This window comes from Pseudomonas sp. lyk4-R2A-8 (genome assembly GCF_030209095.1).
Lineage (GTDB): Bacteria > Pseudomonadota > Gammaproteobacteria > Pseudomonadales > Pseudomonadaceae > Aquipseudomonas > Aquipseudomonas quebecensis.
Genome location: NZ_JARVSS010000011.1, coordinates 212,595 through 231,474, shown reverse-complemented (window position 1 = coordinate 231,474; position 18,880 = coordinate 212,595). Strand labels below are relative to the sequence as shown.

The window sequence follows — 18,880 nt, the reverse complement described above, 5'->3', positions numbered from 1 at the left end:
GCAAAGCCGGCTTAGGCCGCCGACGGGCTGAGCACTCATGGCAACGTTGTATGCTGCAATGAAAATCAAATGTGGGAGCGGGCTTGCTCGCAACGCGGTGTGTCAGCCACTGATCCGGGACTGACACCCCTTATGCGCAAGCAAGCCGGCTCTCACACTCACACGTGCGCCGCTTGAGAATCAGGCACCCGGCACAAAATGCTTCTGCGCCGTGCCCCGTGCGATCAGGCGCGAGATGTAGTCCAGCTTCTGTGCGTCCTGGTCAATGAAGCGGAAGGTCAGTTGCAGCCAATCGCTGTCCGGCTTGGGCTCGAAGGCGACGATGGCGTGCAGGTAGCCGTTGAGGCGCGCCACTTCGGCGTTCTCGCCTTGTTCCAGGTCCAGCACTGCGCTTTCCAGCACTTGTGGCAGGATCTCGCCACGGCGTACTACCAGCAGCGCTTCCTTGATGCTCAGCGCCTTGATGACGCATTGCTGAGTGCCGCTGGACAGCCGCAACTGGCCCTGGCCACGCCCGGACTGGGCCGGCGATGCGGCCGGCGCTTGTACCGGTGGCGTGTTGAGCAGGCCACGATTGGGCGCGGCAGCGGCGACGGGGGCGGCGCCCTTGACGGCTTCGGGCTTACCGCCGGTCAGGGCGCTGAGCGAGTCATTACCGAACGCCGAATTCATCTTGGTTGGCGCACTGGCGACCAAAGCATCGAGACGGCCAACCTTGTGCAGGGCCTGCTTGACCTTGTTCAACAATTGCTCGTTGGTAAACGGCTTGCTGACGTAGCCGGACACGCCGGCCTGAATCGCCTGGACTACGTTCTCCTTGTCACCCCGGCTGGTCACCATCACAAACGGCATGGCCTTCAGATGGGCCTGCTCGCGGCACCAGGTCAGCAGCTCCAGCCCGGACATTTCCGGCATTTCCCAATCGCACAGCACCAGGTCGAACGACTCGCGCATCAGGATGGTCTGGGCCTTCTTGCCGTTCACCGCATCTTCAAGCTTGATCCCGGGGAAGTAATTACGCAGGCACTTCTTCACCAGGTCGCGGATAAACGAGGCGTCATCCACCACCAATACACTGACTTTACTCATCGACCCTTTATCCTATAAAAACCGCGGCACGCAGAACGCCTGACTGATGGCATTTTGCCAAAAACTCTGCAGTCACGTCGGGACTTTCTTTCACCCGCCGCGCAAATAATTCAGATGCCACAAACAAAAACGCCCGACCAAAGGCCGGGCGTTAATTTCTCGGGCAACTTACTTATCGTCAGGTTCGCCCGGAACATTAGGGATTTGGTCGGCTGAGCCCTCAACTTCGGCTTTCATGCGCTTGAGCCCCATGTGCCGTACGTCGGTACCACGCACCAGGTAAATCACCAGCTCCGAGATATTGCGCGCGTGGTCGCCGATGCGCTCCAGCGAACGCAGCACCCAGATAATGCTCAAGACCCGCGAGATAGAGCGCGGGTCTTCCATCATGTAGGTAGCCAGCTCGCGTAGGGCGGTCTTGTATTCGCGGTCGATGACCTTGTCGTACTGGGCCACCGACAGTGCCAGGTCGGCGTCGAAGCGAGCAAACGCGTCCAGGGCATCGCGCACCATGTTGCGCACTTGGTCGCCGATGTGCCGCACCTCTACGTAACCACGCGGCGCTTCGCCTTCTTCGCAGAGTTGGATGGCACGACGCGCGATCTTGGTGGCTTCGTCGCCGATGCGCTCCAGGTCGATCACCGACTTGGAGATGCTGATGATCAAACGCAAATCCGATGCCGCCGGCTGGCGACGGGCGAGAATGCGCAGGCATTCTTCGTCGATGTTGCGTTCCATCTGGTTGATCTGGTCGTCGATTTCCCGCACCTGCTGGGCCAGGCCCGAGTCGGCCTCGATCAGCGCGGTGACCGCATCGTTGACTTGCTTCTCCACCAGCCCGCCCATCGCCAGGAGGTGGCTGCGCACTTCCTCAAGCTCGGCGTTGAACTGCGCAGAGATGTGATGGGTAAGGCCTTCTTTGCTAATCATGCGTTTGCTCCGCAAAAGCTGTAAGCCGCAAGCTACAAGCCGCAAGCTGATGTGTGTCGTTCCGTTGAACTGCTTTTACTTGCCGCTTGAAACTGGCGGCTTGCAGCTGCCCCAACTAGCCATAGCGACCGGTGATGTAGTCTTCGGTCTGTTTCTTTGCCGGATTGGTGAACAGGGTATCGGTGTCGCCGAACTCCACCAGCTTGCCCATGTACATGAACGCGGTGTAGTCGGAAACGCGCGCCGCCTGTTGCATGTTGTGGGTCACGATGACGATGGTGAACTTGGATTTAAGCTCGTAGATCAGTTCTTCCACTTTCAGCGTCGAGATCGGGTCAAGGGCCGAGCAGGGTTCGTCCAGCAGCAGCACTTCCGGCTCCACGGCGATGGTTCGCGCGATCACCAGCCGTTGCTGCTGACCGCCGGACAAACCGAGCGCCGAATCGTGCAGGCGGTCCTTGACCTCGTCCCACAGCGCCGCGCCCTTGAGCGCCCACTCGACGGCTTCGTCAAGGATGCGCTTTTTATTGATGCCCTGGATGCGCAGGCCATAGACCACGTTTTCATAGATGGTCTTGGGGAACGGGTTGGGCTTCTGGAACACCATGCCGACCCGGCGACGCAGCTCGGCCACGTCCTCGCCCTTGCGGTAGATGTTGCTGCCGTAGAGGTTGATGGCACCTTCCACGCGGCAGCCGTCCACCAGATCGTTCATGCGGTTGAAGGTACGCAGCAGCGTGGACTTGCCGCAGCCCGACGGGCCGATGAAGGCGGTCACGCGCTGCTTGGGAATGTTCATGCTGACATCGAACAGCGCCTGCTTTTCACCGTAGTACAGGCTCAGGCCCGGCACTTCGATGGCCACGGTTTCCTGGGCCAGGCTCAGGCTCTGCTTGTCGCGACCCAGGGCAGACATGTTGATGCCGTGGGAATGGGTTTCGTGTTGCATGGTCTCACTCCGTTCGAAGCTGCAAGCTTTTAGCTGCAAGCTGCAAGATTTGAGCAAAAGCGGCTTGTAGCTTGCCGCTTGTGGCTAATAGATTCAGCTGTCCAACGCCTTGTACTTCTCGCGCAGGTGGTTACGAATCCACACCGCCGACAGGTTGAGCGTGGCGATCACCAGCACCAGCAACAGCGCGGTGGCGTACACCAGCGGTCGCGCGGCTTCGACGTTGGGGCTCTGGAAGCCGACGTCATAAATATGGAAGCCCAGGTGCATGATCTTCTGGTCCAGGTGCAAGTACGGGTAGTTGCCGTCCAGCGGCAGCGACGGCGCCAGTTTCACCACGCCTACCAGCATCAGTGGCGCCACTTCACCGGCGGCGCGGGCCACGGCGAGGATCATGCCGGTCATCATGGCCGGGCTGGCCATCGGCAGTACGATCTTCCACAGCGTCTCCGCCTTGGTCGCGCCCAGCGCCAGCGAACCTTCACGCACGGTGCGCGGGATCCGAGCCAGGCCTTCTTCGGTGGCCACGATCACCACCGGTACCGCCAGCAGCGCCAGGGTCAGCGAGGCCCACAGCAGGCCCGGTGTACCGAAGGTCGGCGCCGGCAGTGCTTCGGCGAAGAACAAGCGGTCGACCGAGCCCCCCAATACATACACGAAGAAACCCAGGCCGAACACGCCGTAGACGATGGCCGGTACACCCGCCAGGTTGTTCACGGCGATGCGGATGATGCGGGTCAGGGTGTTCTGCTTGGCGTATTCGCGTAGGTACACCGCCGCCAGCACACCGAACGGGGTGACGATCATCGCCATGATCAGGGTCATCATTACGGTGCCGAAAATAGCCGGGAAGATCCCGCCTTCGGTGTTGGCTTCCCGCGGGTCATCGCTGAGAAATTCCCAGACTTTGCTGAAGTAGAAGCCGATCTTGGTCATGGTGCCCATGGCGTTGGGCTGGTAAGCGTGCACCACTTTGCCGATGCCGATTTCCACTTCCTTGCCATTGCCGTCACGGGCCGTCAGCGCATCGCGATTGAATTGCGCGTGCAGGTCGGCCAGGCGTGCTTCGATGTCCTGGTAGCGTGCATTCAGCTCGGCGCGGTCGGCGTCCATATCGGCCTGGGCGGCGGCGTCGAGCTTGCCTTCCAGCTCCAGCTTGCGGCCGTGCAGGCGGATGCGTTCCAGGCCGGCGTTGATCGCGCCGATATCGGTTTTTTCCAGGCTCTTGAGCTGAGCGGCCAGCTTGTTGACGCGCTCGACCCGCGCCTGCAGCTCCGGCCACGCGGCCTCGCCTTCAGCGATGACCTTGCCGTCCTGCTTGACGTTGACCAGGGTGCCGTAGAAGTTGCCCCACTCACGACGCTCGATCGTCATCAGCTCTTTCGGCTTGGTCTGGTCCTGCAACCACTCGCCGACGATCCAGGTGAAGTCGTTGCCGTTCAAGTCCCTGTTACCGACCTTGATCAGCTCGCGGGTCATGAACTCCGGGCCCTCGTCGGGCACCGGCAGGCCTGCGCTTTTAAGCCGTTCGCGCGGCACTTCTTCTTTCTGCACCACTTCGCCGATAACGATGTGGTTGGCCTGGCCCGGCACGTTGTAATTGGCCTGGATCAGGTCGGCCGGCCAGAAGTGGCCCAGACCACGCACCGCGATCACAGCCAGCAGGCCAATGGTCATGATGACCGCGATGGATACCGCGCCACCACTGATCCAGACGCCGGGGGCGCCGCTCTTGAACCATCCATTCAGGGAGTTCTGTTTCACAGACTTCTACCTTTCTTAAAGCGACGAGTATTTCTTGCGCAGACGCTGACGAATCAGCTCGGCGAGGGTGTTCATGATGAAGGTGAACAGCAGCAGCACCAGCGCCGAGAGGAACAGCACGCGGTAGTGACTGCCGCCCACTTCCGACTCGGGCATTTCCACCGCAACGTTAGCCGCCAGGGTGCGCAAGCCTTCGAACAGGTTCATCTCCATCACCGGGGTGTTGCCGGTGGCCATCAGCACGATCATGGTCTCGCCCACGGCGCGGCCCATGCCGATCATCAGCGCCGAGAAGATGCCCGGGCTGGCGGTCAGGATCACCACGCGGGTCATGGTCTGCCACGGCGTGGCGCCCAGGGCCAGGGAGCCCAGGGTCAGGCCGCGCGGCACACTGAACACGGCGTCTTCGGCAATGGAATAGATGTTCGGGATTACCGCAAAACCCATGGCCAGGCCCACCACCAGAGCATTGCGCTGGTCGTAGGTGATGCCCAGGTCGTGGGAGATCCACATGCGCATGTCGCCGCCGAAGAACCAGGTTTCCAGGTACGGGCTCATGTACAGCGACAGCCAGCCCACGAACAGGATCACCGGGATCAGGATCGCGCTTTCCCAGCCATCGGGCACACGCAGGCGCAGGGATTCAGGCAGGCGGCTGAAGATAAAACCGGCCACCAGGATGCCAATCGGCAACAGCATCAGCAGGCTGAAAATCCCCGGTAGATGCCCCTCGACATACGGCGCCAGGAACAGCCCGGCGAAGAAGCCCAGGATCACCGTCGGCATCGCTTCCATCAGCTCGATCACCGGCTTGACCTTGCGACGCAGGCTCGGGGCCATGAAGTATGCGGTGTAGATCGCGGCGGCAACGGCCAGCGGCGCGGCCAGCAGCATGGCGTAGAACGCAGCTTTGAGCGTGCCGAATGTCAGCGGCGCCAGGCTCATCTTGGGTTCGAAGTCGGTGTTGGCGGCGGTTGATTGCCAGACGTATTTAGGCTCGTCGTAGTTCTCGTACCAAACCTTGCTCCACAGCGCGCTCCAGGAGACTTCCGGGTGCGGGTTGTCCAGCACCAACGGCTGCAGTTTGCCGCCAGCTTCCACGATGACGCGGTTGGCTCGTGGCGACAGGCCGAACACGCCCTGGCCGTCGACCACCGGGTCCACCAGCAGGGTGCGGTGCGCGGTGCTGTGGAACACACCGAACTTGCCGGCGGCATCCAGGGCGGTGAAGCCTTTGCGACGTTCCTCGGCGGTAATTTCCACAATCGGCGCGGTGCCCATCTGGAAGGTGCGGATCTGCTTGAGGCGCTGTTCGCCGTCCGGGTCGCGGGCCATGAACCACTGGGCCAGGCCGCCCTTGGAGTTACCGACGATCAGCGAAATGCCGCCCACCAGTTGCGTACTGGCGGTAATTTCAGCGTTGCCATCTTCCAACAATTTGTATCGACCGTTGAGACTCTTGTCGCGCAGGCTGAATACGTCGGCCAGGGCGCGGCCGTTGATCACGTATAGCCATTGCTGGCGCGGGTCGATGAAGATCGCCTTCACCGGCTCGGTCATCTGCGGCAGCTCGATACGCTTCTGCTCGCTGGTGACTTCACCGGTCATCATGTTTTCTTCGCGGCTCAGGGTCAGCACGTTCAGGTGCGAACCGGCCGAGCCTGCGGCTACCAGCGAGGAATCGGTGGCGTTGAGCGCTACGTGCTCCAGCGGGCGACCGGCATCGTCCAGTACGATCGGCGTTTCACCGTAGGGGTATTCGATGGCGGGAGTGATGGTCTTCTTGCCGTCCGGGTAGGAAACCTTATAGGTGTGGCGGAACACCATGGCCTGGCCATTGGACAAACCGAGAATCACCAGCGGGCTGCCCGGCTGGTCTTCACCAATGGACGCTACGCTCGCGCCGACCGGCAATGGCAGGTCGACGCGCTTGAGCTCGGCCCCCGTGTCCACTTCAAAGAACAGTGCCTGGCCTTTGTCGGAAACCCGCATGGCGACCTGGTTCTGTTCTTCCAGGGAGATCAGCAACGGCTTGCCGGCGTCTTGCATCCACGCGGGCGTGAGAGCGTCTTCCTTGGTCAACGAAGCACCTTGGAACAACGGCGCCACCACGTAGGCCAGGAAGAAAAAGATCAGGGTGATGGCGGCCAGCACGGCAAGGCCGCCGACCAGCACATACCAGCGAGTGAAGCGATCCTTGAGCGCGCGGATGCGGCGCTTGCGTTGCAGCTCAGGCGTATTGAAATCAATGCGCTTGGGAGGAGAAGTCGTCGTCATGGTGGAATTGGCCAGATCATTCATGCGCACACCCTAGCGATCCTGTATGACAGAAAGATGACAATGCAGTGACGCAGGAAATCCGCCGCGTAGCAGGGCTGGCAGCGGACTAGAAATTAGGAGGCAAGGTCCAGCTCCTTCGGACCTGCCCGGCCTTGAACCCAGCCAAGCGGCGGGCTCAAGGCGATTTTACCGGTGGCTTACTTGCCGCCTTCCTGCAGACCCAGGTCAGCCAGTGCCTTGGCGGCAACTTTGGCTGGCAGTGGGATGTAGCCGTCTTTCACCACAACTTCCTGGCCCTGTTTCGACAGAACCAGCTTCACGAACTCAGCTTCCAGCGGAGCCAGCGGCTTGTTCGGGGCTTTGTTGACGTAGACGTAGAGGAAGCGCGACAGCGGATATTTGCCGTTCAGGGCGTTTTCTTCACTGTCTTCGATGAAGTCGGTGCTGCCTTTTTTGGCCAGGGCCACGGTCTTCACGCTGGCAGTCTTGTAGCCGATGCCCGAGTAGCCGATGCCGTTGAGCGAGGAACTGATCGACTGCACGACCGACGCCGAGCCTGGTTGCTCGTTCACGTTAGGCTTGTAGTCGCCTTTGCACAGGGCTTCTTCCTTGAAGTAGCCGTAGGTACCGGATACCGAGTTACGACCGAACAGTTGCACCGGCTTGTTGGCCAGGTCACCGGTCACGCCCAGGTCGCCCCAGGTTTTCACGTCAGCTTTGCCACCGCACAGGCGGGTCGAGGAGAAGATCGCGTCGACCTGCTCCATGGTCAGGTGCTGGATCGGGTTGTCCTTGTGCACGAACACCGCCAGGGCGTCCACGGCCACCGGGATAGCGGTTGGCTTGTAGCCGTACTTCTGCTCGAAGGCCGCCAGTTCGGTGTCCTTCATCTTGCGGCTCATCGGGCCCAGGTTGGAGGTGCCTTCAGTCAGCGCAGGTGGCGCAGTGGCGGAACCGGCAGCTTGAATCTGGATGTTGACGTTCGGGTATTCCTTTTTGTAACCCTCAGCCCACAGGGTCATCAGGTTGGCCAGGGTGTCGGAACCGACGCTGGACAAGTTGCCCGACACACCCGTGGTCTTCACATACGCCGGAATCGCCGGGTCAACACCAGCGGCCACCGCGTTGGCGGTCGCAACGCCAGCAGCGACAAACGTCATTGCCGCCATCAAACGTTTCAGTTTCATGCCTTGCTCCTAGCAGATAGGGATAGTTGGATCGGGGCCAAGTATCGGTAGGCCGTGTGAACACTCTATGTCTGGAATGTGACAATTAGATGAAAGGCCAGTATGGGGAGCAAAGACCGAGGGCGGGGTGCAGTGCCCTGAATACGGGAGAATGTGAGGCGAGGAGGTAGCGCGCGGCAGTTTTTGAAATACCCTGTAATTGTTGTAGCAAGCAACCTCTGTGGCGAGCTTGCCCACTCGCCACAGATTATCGTTGCGTGTCAGCAGGGTTCAGCGCCCACGCCTCCACAGATACCCACCCACCAACATCCCCATCACACACAGCACGGCCACGTAGTAAGCCGGGCCCATCGGGCTTTCCTTCATCAGCAGTGACACCACCAACGGCGTCAGCCCGCCGAACACTGCGTAGGCCACGTTGTAGGAGAACGACAGTCCGCTGAAGCGCACCACCGGTGGGAAGGCCTTGACCATCACGTAAGGCACCACGCCGATGGTGCCGACGAACAGACCGGTCAGGGCGTAGAGCGGGAACAGCCAGTCGGGATGAGTGATGAGACTGTGGTAGAGCGTCCAGGAGGTCGCCAGCAGCAACGCACACCCGGCGGTCAGCACGCGCCCGGCGCCGAAGCGGTCGGCCAGGGCGCCGGAGCCGATGCAGCCCAGGCTCAGGGTCACGATGGCCAGGCTGTTGGCTTGCAGCGCAACGGTGGGGCTGAAGTGATAGATGGTCTGCAGCACGGTCGGGGTCATCAGGATGACCACCACCACGCCGGCCGACAGCAGCCAGGTCAACAGCATCGACAGCACGATGGCGCCACGGTGGTCACGCAGCACCGCGCGCAGCGGCAGCTCGGCGGCCAGGGTCTTGCGTTGCTGCATCTCGGCGAAAATCGGCGTCTCATGCAGCCAGCGACGCAGGTACACCGACAACAGGCCAAACACGCCACCGAGCAGGAACGGGATACGCCAGGCGTAGTCCGACACCTGTTCCGGGCTATACAGGGTGTTGATGGCGGTGGCGACCAGCGATCCGAGCAGAATACCGGCGGTCAGGCCGCTGGTCAGGGTGCCGCAGGCGTAGCCGATATGCCGTGGCGGCACGTGTTCGGACACAAATACCCACGCCCCCGGCACCTCGCCGCCGATCGCCGCGCCCTGGATGACGCGCATCAGCAGCAACAGCAGCGGCGCCCAGAGGCCGATCTGCGCATAAGTCGGCAGCAAGCCCATGATCAAGGTCGGCACGGCCATCATGAAGATGCTCAAGGTGAACATCTTCTTGCGCCCCAGCAGGTCGCCGAAGTGCGCCATGATGATGCCGCCCAGAGGACGCGCCAGGTAGCCGGCGGCAAAGATGCCGAAGGTCTGCATCATGCGCAGCCACTCGGGCATATCGACGGGGAAGAACAGCTTCCCGACCACGGTGGCGAAAAACACGAAAATAATGAAGTCGTAGAACTCCAGCGCCCCGCCCAAGGCGGACAGCGACAGGGTTTTATAGTCGTTGCGGGTCAGCGGGCGCGAAGGTTGCGCACTGCTTGCAGGCACGGAGGACATGGCAAGGCTTCTCTTATTAGTCAGAACGGCAGATCCGGGGTGCTGGCTGCGCCAGGACGGGTTCGGCAAGATAGCAAATCGCCTGGAAAAGCACACCAGAAGCACAGTTGCCGGAAAAAGCTCCATTACAGCGGCTAAATGCCGACCAAATGAGCGACGGGAGGTCGTCGCAGCGCATGGGTGTCGATATACTCGCCCCTTGCACGCGCCAGACCCGCAGTCTTGAGGGCTGCTGTGCCAAAACGACGTTGGCGCCACCCAGCCGTTTTGGCAGAGTTTCCCTTTAGTACGCCTTACGAGAAACGCATCAGGCGGGGTATGGTGCTGAAACGTTTTTCCCAAAGACGGCTATCCACTTGAAATACCCATGAAGCGTCACGGGTCAGAGGCACCCTCGGCATGATCGAACTCGAACAAGAAGATCCTATCCCGCAAGGCGATCTCGCCCTGCAAATCACGGCTCTGCCGCGTGAAACCAACGGTTTTGGCGACATCTTCGGCGGCTGGCTGGTCGCGCAGATGGACCTGGCCGGCACCGCCATGGCCAGCAAGGTCGCCGGTGGGCGCGTGGCTACCGTGGCCATCGATCGCATGGCGTTCCTGGTGCCGGTCGCGGTGGGCGCGCAATTGTCCTTTTATACCCAGGCCCTGGAAATCGGCCGCAGCTCGATCCAGATGATGGTCGAAGTGTGGAGCGACGATCCGCTGTCCAGCGAATGGCGCAAAGTGACCGAGGCGGTGTTTGTGTTCGTCGCCATCGACGGCAGCGGCCGCACCCGTTCGGTACCGTCGCGCGCGCGTTAAACCTCATCGGATTTTGACGGTCAATTGCCCCATTGCCTGCCATTGAGAGTGCTTCGTATGCCTACGCCACACGTTGAAACCGTGACAATCGACGAGCTGGACTGCTGGCGCATCCGCCACAACGGCGCCGAGCTGATGGTGGCCCGGCAGGGTGCGCATATCTTCAGTTACCAGCGCGAGGGCGAACAGCCGCTGATCTGGCCGAACCCCGCCGCCGTGTTCAAGCAAGGCAAAGGCATCCGCACCGGCGTGCCCGTGTGCTGGCCGTGGTTTGGCGTGTTCGACCGCAACCCGGACAGCGTCAAAGCGATGCGCCGGAGCGACCAACCAGCCGGCGCCCACGGGTTTGCGCGCACCGCACGCTGGGAATTGGCCGGAACCGAGCTTGAGGGCGACGCCTTGCGCATCGACCTGGCGCTGCCGGTACCTGCGGGCGGCTTCCCCGGCTGGCCCCATCAGGTCGAACTTACCCTGAGTCTGCTGCTGGACGAGCAACTGCACATCCGCCTGACCAGCCACAACCGTGGCACCGACACCGTGACTCTCAGCCAGGCGCTGCATACCTACTTCGCCGTCAGCGATGTGCGCCACGTGCAGGTCGAAGGGTTGGACGGCACGACGTATATCGACACCGCCGACGGCTGGACCACGAAGACCCAGTCCGGCCCGCTGCACTTCAGCGCCGAGACCGACCGCATCTACCTCGACACGCCGACGCAGGTGAGCATCGTCGACAAAGACTGGCAGCGCCGCATCCAACTCACGGCCCAGGGCTCTACATCGACAGTGATCTGGAACCCCTGGACCGAGCGGGCCAAGGCCTTCGACGATATGGCCGACGACGGCTGGCAAAACATGCTGTGCATCGAGACGGCGAATGTGCTGGATGATGTGGTGACATTGGCGCCCAACGAACGCCATACCCTGGGCGTCAGCATCGCCGGCATCGCCCTGTAGACAAAAAGTCCCATTGTGGGAGGGGGCTTGCCCCCGATAGCGGTGAGTCAGCCAGCTCGAGGGTGACTGGCACCCTGCTATCGGGGGCAAGCCCTCTCCCACATTGATTTGTGTTGAGGCTTAGAGATCGGCTTCCTTGACTACTCGCACCTTGCCCGCGTCCAGCGCATAGGCCGCATCCGCCAAATCGTTATTCACCGTCTCCACCTTCAACGTGCCGGTAACCCACAGCGGCGTGTAGATATCGTCCAGCTTCAACCCCTTGGGATAACGCACCAGCACCAGCTGGTTTGGCGGCGGTGGCGGCACGTGGATACAGGCGCCTGGGTACGGCACCAGGAAGAACAGTGTGCTGCGGCCCTTGGCGTCGGTCTCCAGCGGAACCGGATAACCGCCGATGCGGATATTCTTGCCGTTCATGGCGGCCACGGTTTTGGTGGAATACATCACCGCCGGCAGGCCTTTGCTCTGCTTCAAGCCGCCTTTGTCGGTAAAGGTGCCCTGGGCTTCAGGGGAGTTGTGGTCGATCTCGGGCATGGCCTCAAGGGCCTTCTGGTCCGACAGCGGCATCAGGTCGAGCCAGTCGGTTTCCGGCAGTTCGCCGGCGTGCGCCAGGCCAGTGCCCAGCACGAGGAAAATCAATAGAAAACGGCGCATGGAGAGGCTCGGCAAGTACAAGTGGCGAGCATTCTAGCCCTCTGCGCCTGCGCAGCGCAGAGGACTTTGTCGGCTGATTACTTCTTTCTGATCAGGCCGTAGATCACCAACAGGATGATCGCGCCGACCAGCGCACCGATGAAGCCGGCACCTTGACCCGCCTGGTAGATACCCAGCGCCTGGCCACCGTAGGTCGCGGCCAGGGAGCCGGCGATGCCCAACAGAATAGTCATGATCCAGCCCATGCTGTCGTCGCCTGGCTTGAGGAAACGCGCGAGCAGACCGACGATCAGGCCGATAAAGATGGTTCCGATGATACCCATGGCATTTCCCTCTGAATGAATGTGTGTCACGGCAAAGCCTAGCCAGGCTTTACCATCCTGCAATCAGAGAGACGGCGGGGCCCAATGGTTCCCGCCGCGCCGAGGCTTATTGCTCGGCGATCAGCGCTTCGACCTTGAGGATCTGCGCCTGCAGCGTCGCACGGTCCTGGCAACGCAGGTTGGCGTGACCGACTTTGCGCCCGGCCTTGAAGGCCTTGCCGTAGTGATGCAGGTGGCAGTCGTCGATCGCGATCACGCGCTCCACCGGCGGGACCACGCCAATGAAATTGAGCATCGCACTCTCGCCCACCTTGGCCGTGGAACCCAGCGGCAAGCCCGCCACCGCCCGCAGGTGGTTCTCGAACTGGCTGCACTCGGCGCCTTCGGTGGTCCAGTGCCCGGAGTTGTGTACACGCGGGGCGATCTCGTTGGCCTTGAGGCCGCCGTCGACTTCAAAGAACTCGAACGCCATCACGCCGACGTAATCCAGCTGCTTGAGCACACGGCTGGAATAGTCTTCGGCCAAGGCCTGCAATGGATGGTCGGTGCTGGCCACCGACAGTTTGAGGATGCCGTTGACGTGAGTATTGTGCACCAGCGGGTAGAAGCGCGTTTCGCCATCACGGGCGCGCACGGCGATCAGCGAGACCTCACCGGTGAACGGCACGAAACCTTCCAGCAGGCAGGCGACGCTGCCCAGTTCGGCGAAAGTACCGACCACATCCGCTTCGCTGCGCAGCACTTTCTGACCCTTGCCGTCGTAACCCAGGGTGCGGGTTTTCAGCACGGCCGGCAGGCCGATGCGAGCGACCGCGGCGTCCAGGTCCGCCTGGGACTGGATATCGGCGAAGTCCGGCGTCGGGATGCCCAGGTCCTTGAACATGCTCTTTTCGAACCAGCGATCGCGAGCGATGCGCAGGGCCTCGGCACTGGGGTACACCGGCACGAACTGCGACAGGAAGGCCACGGTTTCCGCCGGAACGCTTTCGAACTCGAAAGTCACCAGGTCCACTTCGTCGGCCAGTTGGCGCAGGTGGTCCGGGTCACTGTAGTCAGCGCGCAGGTGTTCACCCAGAGCCGCCGCACAGGCGTCCGGCGCCGGGTCCAGGAAAGCGAAATTCATCCCCAGCGGGGTGCCCGCCAGGGCGAGCATGCGGCCCAGCTGGCCGCCACCGATTACACCGATCTTCATGGTCTACAACCTCAGGCGATGCGTGGGTCTGGATTGTCCAGCACGCTGTCTGTCTGTTCAGCACGGAATTTTTTCAGCACCGCGTGGAACTGTGGGTGCTTGGCGCCCAGGATACTGGCGGACAGCAACGCGGCGTTGATCGCGCCGGCCTTGCCGATCGCCAGGGTCGCCACCGGGATGCCGGCCGGCATCTGCACGATCGACAACAGCGAATCCACGCCCGAGAGCATCGACGATTGCACCGGCACACCGAGCACCGGCAGGTGGGTCTTGGCCGCACACATGCCTGGCAGGTGCGCTGCGCCACCGGCGCCGGCGATGATCACCTCGATGCCACGGGATTCTGCTTCATCGGCATACTGGAACAGCAAGTCCGGGGTACGGTGGGCGGAAACCACCTTCACTTCGTACGGAATGCCGAGTTTTTCCAGCATATCGGCGGTGTGGCTAAGGGTGGACCAATCGGACTTGGAGCCCATGATCACGCCAACCAATGCACTCATCGTCGTGCCTCTTCTCTCTGGGCGCCCGCAGGCGCGTCAAAAAACAACAAGCCACGCGGGAAATCCGGCGTGGCTTGTTGTACGAATGTTGGCCGGTTGGACCGGCCGAAGGCCGCGCAGTATACCGTAATAATTAAGATAAACAGCCCCTGGAACGACCATCTGTCCAGTGGTGAAAGCGGCGGTTTTATTGACTTTCAAGTCAGCCAAACCACCACAAAGCGCCTTCCCACATTTGCCCTGCATTCGGCTTGAGATTGGGCTCAGGTGTTCTGCGCCGCACCACCTTCCAACTTGCGCCACAACAACCGCACATTGGCCTTGCGCACCAACGCACAGCGGTACAAGCGAATTTCCAGCGGTACATGCCATTGCGGCCCGCCGCAGACCACCAGCTCGCCGCGCGCCAGTTCGGCACGCACGCTCAACTGCGGCACCCAAGCGATGCCCAGGCCTTCCAGGGCCATGCTTTTGAGGCTGTCGGCCATGGCGGTTTCGTACACGGTGGTAAAGCGCAGGGCGCGCTGGCGCAGCAACAGGTGCACCGAACGGCCGAGGAAAGCGCCGGCGCTGTAGGCCAGCAACGGTACGCTGCCCTCGCCTTCCAGGTCGAACAACGGCTTGCCGTCGGCGTCGGCGGCGCACACCGGGAGCATTTCGGTGTTGCCCAGGTGCAGGGACGGGAAGATCTCGGCGTCCATCTGCATGGCGGCATCGGGGTCGTAGAACGCCAGCATCAAATCGCAGCCGCCTTCACGCAGGGCGTGCACCGCATCGCCGACGTTGGTGGCGACCAGCCGCGTGGCGATGTTCAGGCCTTCGTTGCGCAGTTGTGCGATCCAGCGCGGGAAGAAACCCAGCGCCAGGGAGTGTGCGGCGGCCACTTGCATGACTTCGCCCTGCCCGCCTTCCAGGTGATGCAAATGACGCAGGACTTCACCCAACTGTTCGACCACGGTGCGTGCGGTGACCAGGAACAACTGCCCCGCCGCCGTCAGCTCGACCGGCGTACGCGAGCGGTTGACCAGGGTCAGGCCCAACGCCGCTTCCAGGCTGCGGATGCGTCGGCTGAACGCCGGCTGGGTGACAAAACGCCGCTCCGCGGCCTGGGAAAAGCTACGGGTCGCGGCCAGGGCGCTGAAGTCTTCCAGCCACTTGCTCTCAAGGTTCATCACTGCCTCCCACGGGAACGCACCATTTTGGCACACACGCCCGCCATGATAGCCGGGTCACACTGACATTATGCCGTTTATGCATAGGCCAGTGTTTAACAGCATTGGCCCAAAAATTCGTACAAGCCTAGCATTCGCAGCGTTCCGGCCAGTTCCGGGTCCATATCGAGATGATTTCCGTCATGTCCTCCGCTGCATCATTCCGCACAGAAAAAGACCTGCTTGGCGTACTTGAAGTACCTGCTCAAGCGTATTACGGCATCCAGACCCTGCGAGCGGTGAACAACTTCCGCCTCTCGGGCGTTCCGATTTCGCATTACCCGAAATTGGTGGTCGGCCTGGCAATGGTCAAGCAAGCCGCCGCTGATGCCAACCGCGAGTTGGGCCAGCTCAGCGAAGCCAAGCACGCCGCCATCAGCGAAGCCTGTGCCCGTCTGATCCGCGGCGATTTCCACGAAGAGTTCGTGGTGGACATGATTCAAGGCGGCGCCGGCACTTCAACCAACATGAATGCCAACGAAGTCATCGCCAACATCGCGCTGGAAGCCATGGGCCACCAGAAAGGCGAATACCAGTACCTGCATCCCAACAACGACGTGAACATGGCGCAGTCGACCAACGACGCCTACCCCACCGCGATCCGCCTGGGTCTGCTGCTGGGCCACGACGCGCTGCTGGCCAGCCTCGACAGCCTGATTCAGGCGTTCGCCGCCAAGGGCGAAGAGTTCAGCCACGTGCTGAAAATGGGCCGCACCCAATTGCAGGACGCCGTGCCGATGACCCTCGGCCAGGAATTCCGCGCTTTCGCCACCACCCTCGGTGAAGACCTGGCCCGCCTGAAAACCCTGGCGCCGGAACTGTTGACCGAAGTGAACCTGGGCGGCACCGCCATCGGCACCGGCATCAACGCCGACCCGCGCTACCAGGCCCTGGCCGTACAGCGCCTGGCCGTCATCAGCGGCCAGCCCGTGGTTCCGGCGGCCGACCTGATCGAAGCCACCTCCGACATGGGTGCCTTCGTGCTGTTCTCCGGCATGCTCAAGCGTACGGCAGTGAAGCTGTCGAAGATCTGCAACGACCTGCGCCTGCTCTCCAGCGGCCCACGCACCGGGATCAACGAGATCAACCTGCCGGCGCGCCAGCCAGGCAGCTCGATCATGCCCGGCAAGGTCAACCCGGTGATCCCGGAAGCGGTCAACCAAGTGGCGTTCCAGGTCATCGGTAACGACCTGGCCCTGACCATGGCGGCCGAAGGCGGCCAACTGCAACTGAACGTGATGGAGCCGCTGATCGCCTTCAAGATCTTCGACTCGATCCGCCTGCTGCAACGCGCCATGGACATGCTGCGCGAGCACTGCATCGTCGGCATCACCGCCAACGAAGCCCGCTGCCGCGAACTGGTGGAGCACTCCATCGGCCTGGTGACCGCGCTGAACCCTTATATCGGCTATGAAAACGCCACCCGTATCGCGCGCATCGCCCTTGAAAGCGGCCGCGGGGTACTGGAACTGGTGCGCGAAGAAGGCTTGCTCGACGACGCCATGCTCGACGACATCCTGCGCCCCGAAAACATGATCGCTCCACGTTTGGTCCCATTGAAGGCCTAAGCGTTTGTTGCACCGCTCACCAGGTTGAGGGACTAGACACCTCTCACCTTTTGAGGGCCTGAAGGCTCGTTCTTCAGGCCCTTTTTTTTGCTTCGAGGTTGTGAAATGACGCCCATAAAAAATCCAATATCGCACCGCTTACCCACCGCCCCTGTAACCGCCTGGCTGAAACCTTTAATCGGCCCGGGCAGACGGATCACGTTCGCCTAGGTATAGTGCCGCCCCTCTTCGCGTCTGCGGCTGTCGGTAACGAAGCCGGGATAACCCGCGAAACCGCATGAATAACAACCCGCAAAAGGAATGGGGTCGAACCGTCGCGCACTGCCTGGTGCGATGCGACGTTTTTGAACCGTCCTGCGTTTGCCATTAGAAAAATCAGCGAGGAACACTCCATGCTCGAAGTCATCAACGACTTCCTCTCAGGGAAAGTACTGATCGTGCTCATTGTCGGGCTCGGCGGTTATTTCACGATCCGCTCGCGTTTCGTACAGCTGCGCCACTTTTTCCACATGTTTTCGGTGTTTCGCGACAGCCTCAAGAGCAGCTCCGGCCAGCTCAGTTCGTTCCAGGCGCTGATGCTCAGCCTGGCCGGCCGCGTAGGCGCCGGTAACATCGCCGGTGTCGGCATTGCCGTGACCCTCGGCGGCCCGGGCGCCGTGTTCTGGATGTGGGTCACCGCACTGGTGGGCATGTCCTCGAGCTTTATCGAATGCTCCCTCGGCCAGTTGTACAAGCGCACCGACGCCGAAGGCACCTACCGTGGCGGCCCGGCTTATTACATCCAGCACGGCCTGCACAAGCGCTGGCTGGGCATGGTCATGGCGTTCCTGCTGCTGGTGACCTTCGGCTTTGCCTTCAACGGCCTGCAGGCCCATGCCGTGACGCACTCGCTGAATAACGCGTTCGGCCTGGACACCACCTACACCGGCCTGGCCCTCGCGGTCTTGCTGGGCCTGGTGTTCATCGGCGGGATCAAGCGCATCGCCTCGATCGCCGACCTGCTGGTGCCGGTCAAGACCCTGGTCTACATCGCCGTGACCCTGTACGTGATCGTGCTGCAATTCGACCACGTGCCGGCCATGCTCGCGACCATCGTCAAGAGCGCCTTCGGCCTCGACCAAGCCTTCGGCGGCCTGGTAGGCAGTGCGATCATCATGGGCGTGAAGCGCGGCGTGTTCGCCAACGAAGCCGGCCTGGGCAGTGCGCCCAATGTGGCGGCAGTCGCTTCGGTTGAGCATCCGATCGCCCAAGGCGTGGTTCAGGCGTTCAGCGTATTCCTCGACACCTTCGTGATCTGCACCTGCACCGCGCTGCTGATCCTGCTCTCCGGTTTCTACACCCCAGGCTTTGAAGGCGACGGCATTGCCCTGACCCAGAACTCCCTGGCGGCGGTGGTCGGCGACTGGGGCCGCATGTTTATCTCGGTGGCCCTGGCGTTATTCGTGTTCACCTCGATCATGTACAACTACTACCTCGGCGAGAGCAACCTGCGCTTCCTGGTGGGCAACAACCGCAAGGTGCTGATGGGCTACCGCACGCTGGTGCTGGTGCTGATCTTCTGGGGTTCGATCGAGAACCTGAGCACCGTATTCGCCTTCGCCGACATCACCATGACCATGCTGGCGTTCGTTAACCTGTTTGCCCTGGCGTTCCTGTTCAAGATCGCCATGCGCATTCTCAAGGACTACGACGACCAGCGCGCAGCGGGCATCAAGACCCCGGTGTTCGATTCCAGCCAGTTCCCGGATCTGGACCTGGACCGCAAGGCCTGGCCGGCCAACCCGGTCAAGTCCGAGCCGGCGGCAAAGGTGTCGGGTGAACTGAACGCTCAAGCGCAACGCTGAGCGTAGATAGATGACACGCCGCCCGGCCTTGGGCATGCTCGGGGCCCGGCGGCGTTTTTCGT

The 18,880-nt window shown here is 61.7% G+C and carries 16 protein-coding genes; 4 read left to right on the top strand and 12 right to left on the bottom strand.

Annotated features, from left to right (window positions below; genetic code table 11):
- Positions 1-180: 180 nt before the first annotated feature.
- From QRN10_RS11980 to QRN10_RS11950, 7 genes are all read right to left on the bottom strand, one after another.
- Positions 181-1,089, bottom strand: a complete 909-nt coding sequence (locus QRN10_RS11980) for a response regulator (RefSeq protein ID WP_181076214.1) — start codon at positions 1,087-1,089, stop codon at positions 181-183.
- A 168-nt stretch (positions 1,090-1,257) separates the two neighbouring features.
- Positions 1,258-2,019 (bottom strand): phosphate signaling complex protein PhoU, encoded by a 762-nt coding sequence (gene phoU, locus QRN10_RS11975; protein ID WP_053127580.1) that lies wholly within the window; start codon positions 2,017-2,019, stop codon positions 1,258-1,260.
- 115 nt (positions 2,020-2,134) lie between these two features.
- Entirely contained in the window at positions 2,135-2,968 is an 834-nt protein-coding gene (pstB, locus tag QRN10_RS11970; RefSeq protein ID WP_016971675.1) for a phosphate ABC transporter ATP-binding protein PstB, read from the bottom strand.
- Between the two features lie 93 nt (positions 2,969-3,061).
- On the bottom strand, positions 3,062-4,732 hold the full coding sequence (pstA, locus tag QRN10_RS11965; RefSeq protein WP_253509805.1) for a phosphate ABC transporter permease PstA: 1,671 nt from the start codon (positions 4,730-4,732) through the stop codon (positions 3,062-3,064).
- Positions 4,733-4,747: 15 nt separating this feature from the next.
- Positions 4,748-6,781 (bottom strand): ABC transporter permease subunit, encoded by a 2,034-nt coding sequence (locus QRN10_RS11960; protein ID WP_181076573.1) that lies wholly within the window; start codon positions 6,779-6,781, stop codon positions 4,748-4,750.
- A gap of 428 nt (positions 6,782-7,209) precedes the next feature.
- Complete coding sequence (locus tag QRN10_RS11955; RefSeq protein WP_181076211.1) at positions 7,210-8,199, bottom strand: phosphate ABC transporter substrate-binding protein PstS; 990 nt, start codon at positions 8,197-8,199, stop codon at positions 7,210-7,212.
- A gap of 270 nt (positions 8,200-8,469) precedes the next feature.
- Positions 8,470-9,759 (bottom strand): MFS transporter, encoded by a 1,290-nt coding sequence (locus QRN10_RS11950; protein ID WP_266245127.1) that lies wholly within the window; start codon positions 9,757-9,759, stop codon positions 8,470-8,472.
- A 399-nt stretch (positions 9,760-10,158) separates the two neighbouring features.
- On the opposite strand from QRN10_RS11950, the gene QRN10_RS11945 reads away from it, so the two are divergent.
- Entirely contained in the window at positions 10,159-10,563 is a 405-nt protein-coding gene (locus QRN10_RS11945; RefSeq protein WP_003176975.1) for an acyl-CoA thioesterase, read from the top strand.
- 57 nt (positions 10,564-10,620) lie between these two features.
- Positions 10,621-11,520: a D-hexose-6-phosphate mutarotase gene (locus tag QRN10_RS11940; RefSeq protein WP_285428454.1), complete on the top strand. Its 900-nt coding sequence runs from the start codon at positions 10,621-10,623 to the stop codon at positions 11,518-11,520.
- A 120-nt stretch (positions 11,521-11,640) separates the two neighbouring features.
- Here the strand turns inward: QRN10_RS11940 and QRN10_RS11935 are convergent, their stop codons facing one another.
- The 5 genes from QRN10_RS11935 to QRN10_RS11915 all read right to left on the bottom strand — a co-directional run bounded on the left by QRN10_RS11935 (position 11,641) and on the right by QRN10_RS11915 (position 15,367).
- Positions 11,641-12,177, bottom strand: coding sequence for a DUF3299 domain-containing protein (locus QRN10_RS11935; protein ID WP_181076206.1), 537 nt, complete (start codon positions 12,175-12,177; stop codon positions 11,641-11,643).
- Positions 12,178-12,254: 77 nt separating this feature from the next.
- Entirely contained in the window at positions 12,255-12,500 is a 246-nt protein-coding gene (locus tag QRN10_RS11930; protein ID WP_181076205.1) for a GlsB/YeaQ/YmgE family stress response membrane protein, read from the bottom strand.
- A 106-nt stretch (positions 12,501-12,606) separates the two neighbouring features.
- Positions 12,607-13,692 (bottom strand): 5-(carboxyamino)imidazole ribonucleotide synthase, encoded by a 1,086-nt coding sequence (locus tag QRN10_RS11925; RefSeq protein ID WP_181076203.1) that lies wholly within the window; start codon positions 13,690-13,692, stop codon positions 12,607-12,609.
- 11 nt (positions 13,693-13,703) lie between these two features.
- The gene (gene purE / locus QRN10_RS11920) at positions 13,704-14,195 is read right to left on the bottom strand and encodes a 5-(carboxyamino)imidazole ribonucleotide mutase (RefSeq protein WP_003195648.1); all 492 of its coding nucleotides are present in this window, start codon (positions 14,193-14,195) and stop codon (positions 13,704-13,706) included.
- A gap of 263 nt (positions 14,196-14,458) precedes the next feature.
- Complete coding sequence (locus QRN10_RS11915; RefSeq protein WP_010566930.1) at positions 14,459-15,367, bottom strand: LysR substrate-binding domain-containing protein; 909 nt, start codon at positions 15,365-15,367, stop codon at positions 14,459-14,461.
- 182 nt (positions 15,368-15,549) lie between these two features.
- On the opposite strand from QRN10_RS11915, the gene aspA reads away from it, so the two are divergent.
- Both aspA and QRN10_RS11905 read left to right on the top strand, forming a co-directional pair.
- Positions 15,550-16,974 carry an aspartate ammonia-lyase gene (gene aspA / locus QRN10_RS11910; RefSeq protein WP_034101530.1) on the top strand — a complete coding sequence of 475 codons (1,425 nt, stop codon included), beginning with the start codon at positions 15,550-15,552 and terminating at the stop codon, positions 16,972-16,974.
- Between the two features lie 392 nt (positions 16,975-17,366).
- Entirely contained in the window at positions 17,367-18,818 is a 1,452-nt protein-coding gene (locus QRN10_RS11905; protein ID WP_285428453.1) for an alanine/glycine:cation symporter family protein, read from the top strand.
- Positions 18,819-18,880 lie beyond the last annotated feature (62 nt).

What these genes read in the sequence shown, in the direction of transcription:
- QRN10_RS11945 (WP_003176975.1), top strand. Translation starts at nt 10,159, where the DNA reads ATGATCGAACTCGAACAAGAAGATCCTATCCCGCAAGGCGATCTCGCC.
- purE (WP_003195648.1), bottom strand. Translation starts at nt 14,195, where the DNA reads ATGAGTGCATTGGTTGGCGTGATCATGGGCTCCAAGTCCGATTGGTCC.
- QRN10_RS11940 (WP_285428454.1), top strand. Translation starts at nt 10,621, where the DNA reads ATGCCTACGCCACACGTTGAAACCGTGACAATCGACGAGCTGGACTGC.
- QRN10_RS11955 (WP_181076211.1), bottom strand. Translation starts at nt 8,199, where the DNA reads ATGAAACTGAAACGTTTGATGGCGGCAATGACGTTTGTCGCTGCTGGC.
- QRN10_RS11935 (WP_181076206.1), bottom strand. Translation starts at nt 12,177, where the DNA reads ATGCGCCGTTTTCTATTGATTTTCCTCGTGCTGGGCACTGGCCTGGCG.
- aspA (WP_034101530.1), top strand. Translation starts at nt 15,550, where the DNA reads ATGTCCTCCGCTGCATCATTCCGCACAGAAAAAGACCTGCTTGGCGTA.
- pstB (WP_016971675.1), bottom strand. Translation starts at nt 2,968, where the DNA reads ATGCAACACGAAACCCATTCCCACGGCATCAACATGTCTGCCCTGGGT.
- QRN10_RS11915 (WP_010566930.1), bottom strand. Translation starts at nt 15,367, where the DNA reads ATGAACCTTGAGAGCAAGTGGCTGGAAGACTTCAGCGCCCTGGCCGCG.
- phoU (WP_053127580.1), bottom strand. Translation starts at nt 2,019, where the DNA reads ATGATTAGCAAAGAAGGCCTTACCCATCACATCTCTGCGCAGTTCAAC.
- QRN10_RS11925 (WP_181076203.1), bottom strand. Translation starts at nt 13,692, where the DNA reads ATGAAGATCGGTGTAATCGGTGGCGGCCAGCTGGGCCGCATGCTCGCC.
- QRN10_RS11905 (WP_285428453.1), top strand. Translation starts at nt 17,367, where the DNA reads ATGCTCGAAGTCATCAACGACTTCCTCTCAGGGAAAGTACTGATCGTG.
- QRN10_RS11980 (WP_181076214.1), bottom strand. Translation starts at nt 1,089, where the DNA reads ATGAGTAAAGTCAGTGTATTGGTGGTGGATGACGCCTCGTTTATCCGC.
- QRN10_RS11930 (WP_181076205.1), bottom strand. Translation starts at nt 12,500, where the DNA reads ATGGGTATCATCGGAACCATCTTTATCGGCCTGATCGTCGGTCTGCTC.
- QRN10_RS11960 (WP_181076573.1), bottom strand. Translation starts at nt 6,781, where the DNA reads ATGCAAGACGCCGGCAAGCCGTTGCTGATCTCCCTGGAAGAACAGAAC.
- QRN10_RS11950 (WP_266245127.1), bottom strand. Translation starts at nt 9,759, where the DNA reads ATGTCCTCCGTGCCTGCAAGCAGTGCGCAACCTTCGCGCCCGCTGACC.